The organism is Leptolyngbya sp. FACHB-711 (genome assembly GCF_014695615.1).
Taxonomy (GTDB): Bacteria; Cyanobacteriota; Cyanobacteriia; order Elainellales; family Elainellaceae; genus Leptolyngbya_A.
On the sequence record NZ_JACJOR010000572.1, the window covers coordinates 1 to 5,986 of the forward strand.

Sequence of the window (5,986 nt, forward strand, 5' to 3'; positions counted from 1 at the left end):
AAACATCTCACCAGCAGCAGAAAAATTAAATTGATTAAAAAGCTTTCGCGCATTTTCTGCTTCAATGAAGCCTGTTTGATCATAAGCGTTACCAAGAGGGACAAGTCGCATAGTCGCAGGATCTAACCTGCCACCAGAATATTTTGCATCCGTGTAGAACATTTGCAGACCCAAAAAGGAGGATATCATAGTGGCACCTGCACTCATCCATTTGCGTCCTGGCGTTGGATCAGTATAAATATGAGACAGCTGAACTTGTTTCTCGTCCTTAAGCCAGCAAAATGCACTGTACAGTTTCTGGACTAGCCTCCCAATTTGCTCAGGGTCATCCTGGACTGATTGCTGCCACAAGCAAGAAGGAGTGATTGGAAAAGCCTCAAGCACTTTATCTAAGGTTTCCGAGGAACCCGGAGTATAAATAAAAGCAACGTAGTTAGGTTGTAGTTTCCGAAGGCTGTAAACAATTGGTTCATGAGTTGTCCCGACTGTAAGAATTAGTCCTTTTTTGTGTTCTGATTTAGTCATTGAAGGATACTCACGAAGTCAATTTACTGTTGGGTGGGCATAAATGGTAAACCACTATCGTCGATCAGGTGAGGTAGCGGAAGTTTTCGACCTCCATTTTTACCTGTTCGCTCATTAGCAATGAACCAACCAAAAACCTTCCCTTCAGAAGTTGGTTTTTGTTGAAGTCTAGGGTAGTGAATGGGTAGTGAATCTTCAAATCCTTTAGCACAGCGTAGAAATGCAGCAATGAAGGAGACTCGCTCAAATTCATTACTATAAGCTTCTACAATGGCTTTTTGAAAGGCTTGCTTACACTCTTGAGATTGAGATAGAGTTTGCTGGACTGGCAAGAGCGATCGATAAAATTCTTTCCACTGGCTGCCTATTCGCAGGTCCGTGTGTTCCCAATCTATCTTGAGCTGAATACTACCGAAGCCAAGCGGTTTACCTCCTCCCAACCGATGAAAATGTTCATCTGGTAGATCTAGCAGCCAAAGTAATGCACCAAGTTCAACATTTGATAGATTAGTAACATTCATCTCAAACTTGAATTGAGTTCCCGGTTTGATCCACTCCTGAATAGAGCGATTTTGATCACTAATCTGATCTTCTCCTTCAAGTTGTCGATATTCCCGGTAATAGTCATTAGGGAACTTCTGAGCAGGATTCATGGGATCATCCCAATAGCCAGTCGGCAAAGCGCAATGATGTGGGTACACTTTCCGCCCTCGAAGTCCTTTGGTTTCATCTTGATACCCTTCTTCTTTATTCGCTCCTTCCGCTAAGGGAGATCCAAGTTTATCTGTAGCTGCATAAAAGCGCGTTTGCTGAGGCTTCGGTTCTCCTAAAATTGCTAGAGGCAATCCATGTCCCGGAAATCGCTCTATCGCATCTGGTGTAACACACTCAACGGTACTAATTCTCAAGTTTCCTTTGTATGAGCTTCGTGGATCGTTGCGATCGCTTCCCTGCTTGACCCAACCAAAAACGCGATCGGCAGGTGAAAAATGGTTAATACTTGCGGCTGGTTCTAGAGAACTTGGTAGAAGTTTCTCCGGAGATTTTTTGTACAAACGCCGAGAAATCGTAACAGGGATTAAAGCATTGACTCGATTGTGGCTATATTCAACATAACATAACCGTCCTTCTTCAAGGACAAGCTCGTTGACATCATAAACATGGCGTGAAAATCCGGTATCTCCTGGATTTTTACCTAAGTAAGCAGATGGTTGTTTTCCTTCTTTGCGTCGTGCCTCTATCTTTTTTTCGTGGGTTTTTTGATAGTTCTTGATAAGTTCCTCCCAGAGTGCCTTAATTTCTGGAGTCACAGCCAACATTTCATTTTGAGAGTTTTCAAGAAAAACTCTCTCATTCTTCTTGCCATTGATGTTAGGTCCGGTAACACAAACCCATCCCTTTTCCCAATCTTTGCTAGGAGATGAGCTAGAACCTCTACTACGAATTTGAGTGACAAAACCTTCACTTACTTTTACCCACACAGCATCTCCATGCTGAGGCAGTTGATTTGTATTTTCGTACTTAAGCGCAGCAACTCTCTCTCCTTTATCAGGTGGGGAACCACTTCTCTTGTACCGAGGAAGTTTTGCTGCGTGCCCTAAGAAGGCAGTTTTCATGATTCTTAGGAGAAGTTCGTCCCCCTTTCGCTCAACTCTTGCTGGAAACAAATTAGCTTCAATTTTTGCTGGCATTCGATATGCTAACCGATCAATATGCCCCTGAAACACTGACAATCGGGAATTGGTTACTGCTTCATACGCTGATCGCAACGTTCCCTTAACTGAAGTTGATGGAATATAGGGCTGATTTTGGGCATTACGCCGGATTAAGTAGATTTTATGGTCACTGTTATTTGGATGAGATTTTGCATTTGCCGCATCGGGAATTAGGAGGGGTGTTTTGGCTGTTAAAGTAACAGTAATTTTGCCGCTCCAGTAATCGCCACAGTAAACCCCATGCGGTACTGGAGGGTGGTCCCCCAATTCTTTGGCTAAATCTGCCTCAAATCGCTCTGGGTTTCGAGGTAGAGCAGGCACAAAGTTGTAGGGATTGTGGAAATTGCCTTTTATCCATGGGTGGGAGGGTTGAGGCATGTTAGAAGACTTGCTTGCAGAAGTCATAGCATTAGCAGAAGCCTGTACCCAGAGTTGCCCCTTCTCGCGGATTTTGGTAGGTTGTCCGCCTGCTTCTTCAAATTCGACCTCTAGACCTTCTAGTTTGGCGATCGCTCCTTTCTTCTGATTCAGTAGAACGGCTGACAGTTCAGACTCCCGAATGTTGGTCGTCACCTCCTTGCCATTCTTATTCGTAAATCTGACCTGAAGAGTTGTCTTGCTCTTGCCAACCAGAATTAAAGTACCTACAGCCATGATGAAACCTTTAGTTCAGTTCTTAAGTAACGTAGATATCTCTTGTAGAATTATGACGAATCGTGATGAAGACTTATTGTTTCTCCTGCAATTTGACCAAACGTTCTTCTGCCACTACCACATTGCCAAAATTATCTTCAACTAGATATTCCACTGCTTTAAGCTCGACTGGATAACTGGAGGAAAGTACGATTGGCACATCGAACGCACCAAGTCGAGGAGTCGCCAAACGAGTCCAGTGGTCGCCAACTGATGAATTGGTCCTTTTACCCCAGAGAAGATAGGTTTGCTCCAGGGTAGCGATCGCTTCTAATTCCTCTAATTCCAGATCTAGGCAAGAACTTAGTTTTTGATTAGAGATGATAACGGCTTGTCCCTGACCATTAGTTTTGTTTAACCAGCGCAGCTCAGACTGTTCGTTAAATACTCTTGCCTCAAATACATAGTTAAGTTTTACTGCTTCTCCATTGGCTTTTGTTAACGTTGCATCCATCTGTAGTTTGGCGAATTGGCATTCATTAGGAGAGTAAAGCAGGGCGATCGTCTCAGAATCTTGAGAGAGAGCAGTGACGCAACAAATTAAAGCGTCTTGCAAAGAAATATCCTTCCCACTGGTGCGTCCGTACAAAGAGGTCATTGCGCTTCTCCTTCTGATGGGTTTTGAAGCCAGTTTGCCCAAGCGTTATTGAGTTCAGTTAGAAGTTTCCCATCCAGTTCCATTAGGTTGCCCTGGAACAAGGAAATTTCTGAATTTAGAGCAGCTAATCCTCCTTCAAAGCCTTTTCCCTGGAGGTTTACTTGAGTGACCTGGATTGCTCCCATGCCGCGATTTACCCCATAACCTAAAGGAATCCGACCAGCCGCCAAGTCTCGCAGTGTAATCAGGAGCAAGGCAATCGCTGGGGCTTGCTCATTTAAGGGAATTCGATTGAGATTAAGCGTCAAGCTTATAGCATCCCATTTCAAACCAAAAGGCTCCAAATTGCTGTAGAGGAAACCTTCAGCAGCTCCACTTGTCCATCGATCAACAGCAACATGAAATGCCTGTTGAGTATCCTTCAGCGGAGTTGCTTTCAGGAGTTCCATCAGTTCTTTGCTATCTTTTGCAGCCGCGATCGCTTGCCACTGGTCAGGCTGTATCTTTTTCTCGCAATAGCAATCATCAATCGCTAAAGCTCCTAAACCTAGTTGGGGGGTAGAAAGATTCTCAGAGCTATTCTCAGAACGATTCCCAATATAATCTTTAGCTGCAATACCAAAAATTAGCTGCGTCATTCTGAGTCTAGGGTCTTCTAACTGTTGCTGAAAGCGTTGTTTGCTTTTATCCTCATCCTTCACAGGCAGGCTCAGAACGGTGCAAAGAATTCGTTCTGCCTGGGAACGCAATGCTCCTTTAATTGAACTACCCGGTAACACCAAAGCCACCTGATCCCCAACCGTACTCACCAGTGGCAGCATGTCTACCGCAATACCATCCGCCTCTGCTTTGACCATTAACGAACCGAGAGGTTGCCACAGGATTTCAACCGAAAGTCGAGATGTAGCCCGGATTTGCTGAGGTTGCAATGTCAGCGCTTGTCCCTGACCTCTCAGGGTTCTGAGCATTGCCTCGCGGTTATTCAATCCATATCGGCTAACGCTCGCATTTTCCAGCTTGACCCGTCCTAACCCTCTTGTTTTGGATGCGCCTAAGCGAACTTCTCCTTTCTCTAAAGCCTGAATTAGCGTCCCCAACCAATTCTCTCCATCTTGCCCAGCCTTCTGCAAATCCAGCATCATGCCAAAATCAATTTTTGACTCTTTAGGCAAAACAGCACGATTATACTTAATCCCGTCAGCAGCACTGCCAAAAACGCGATCGATTCCAACTCCATCCCGCACTTCAAAAACTCTGCCAGAGACCACACCATCATCCAAAATGATAAAACTGGCATGACCGCGATCGTCATCTCCCTTTGTCAGTCGAGGTCCCCAAATTGTTTCGTCCTCTAATTCGTTTTCTTTTAACCAGTTCCTCAATGCTCCTGCTAAACTGGTACCCGGAATATAAAATCTTCCCTGTCCGTCTATAGCTAATGACATATCTACATCTGGATCAGATGCTATACCACCCACATGAATCGGGCTTTGAGCAACGAGGGTACCTTTAACTTGAATGCGACCAGCAATTTTTCGTACCATTTTAATGACCACCTCCAACACCTGCTAGGCGATTCTCTGTAGGTTTTGGTTCTCCTTCCCGCTGGTGGGCACGAATGCAGGCATCTACCAGAGTGCGGACTGCTTCAGCCCACAGTTCTCGCTGCCAATATTGTTCTCCCTGTTGCGTCAGGGTTAGCTCCCTGCTTTGGATCTTAAGTAATTCCCAAACCCGACCAGGTTGGCTGACCAGGGATCGAATCGCCTGTAAACTATCGTCACTCCACTTGTCTTTTCGGTTGGCAGTTTGTTCAAGGCGATCTAACCAGGCAATCATGCCGGGCACATCACTGGGAGTCTGTAAGCGAGCAACGAGCGATCGCAAACTTCCGAGCTGAGCAGACGTTTTAGGAATGGGAGGGTTAAGTTGCAGCCCCAGAGCAGCCTGACGCTGTGTAGAGGATGATGCTAATCCTAATGCTTCCCGCTGGATAGCGGCTCTCCAAGTAGCCTGCTCCAAAATTCGGGCATATGAGTCAGAAGTCGGGAGTCGTACGGATGAGGAATCAGGGTTTGCTTTGATTGCATCTTCTGGAGGCTTCCAGGTACCAATTTCTTTCATCAATAATGGATCGTTAAATATAAGTTGTCCATAGCCTTCTGCACGACGTTCACCGATTCCGGCAGCTTGTACCTGGGTCAGCTTTTTAGCAAATTCTTCTTTGTTCACCTCACCCTGAATTTCATAAACAATGCAGGTTCCTGCTGCCAGTCCTACCAATGAGGGTCGGGGTAGACGCCAGCGCACCTGCCAAGATTCCCGACGATTAGATCGCCCCAGCACTGATAGCAAACTATCAGATTCGGTCTGTCCCTTGCTTGATTCCTTTAATTTAAGTTCAACACCCAGTTGATTGCTTAACTGTTCAGTGAATTCTGAAATTGATGTTGTT

At 45.3% G+C, this 5,986-nt stretch carries 5 protein-coding genes; all 5 read right to left on the minus strand.

Going from position 1 to position 5,986, the window contains the following annotated elements:
* Positions 1 to 525: hypothetical protein (locus H6F80_RS28270; RefSeq protein WP_190794848.1), on the minus strand; the 525-nt coding region annotated here is incomplete at its 3' end.
* A 23-nt stretch (positions 526 to 548) separates the two neighbouring features.
* A complete protein-coding gene (locus tag H6F80_RS28275) occupies positions 549 to 2,894 on the minus strand; it encodes a TIGR03986 family type III CRISPR-associated RAMP protein (protein WP_190794849.1) in 2,346 nt (781 codons plus the stop codon).
* A 73-nt stretch (positions 2,895 to 2,967) separates the two neighbouring features.
* Positions 2,968 to 3,522, minus strand: a complete 555-nt coding sequence (csx19, locus tag H6F80_RS28280) for a type III-D CRISPR-associated protein Csx19 (protein WP_190794850.1) — start codon at positions 3,520 to 3,522, stop codon at positions 2,968 to 2,970.
* A gap of 5 nt (positions 3,523 to 3,527) precedes the next feature.
* Complete coding sequence (locus H6F80_RS28285) at positions 3,528 to 5,075, minus strand: RAMP superfamily CRISPR-associated protein (protein WP_190794851.1); 1,548 nt, start codon at positions 5,073 to 5,075, stop codon at positions 3,528 to 3,530.
* A 1-nt stretch (position 5,076) separates the two neighbouring features.
* Positions 5,077 to 5,986 (minus strand): hypothetical protein (locus H6F80_RS28290; protein WP_242067621.1); only part of this gene is annotated, 910 nt, incomplete at its 5' end.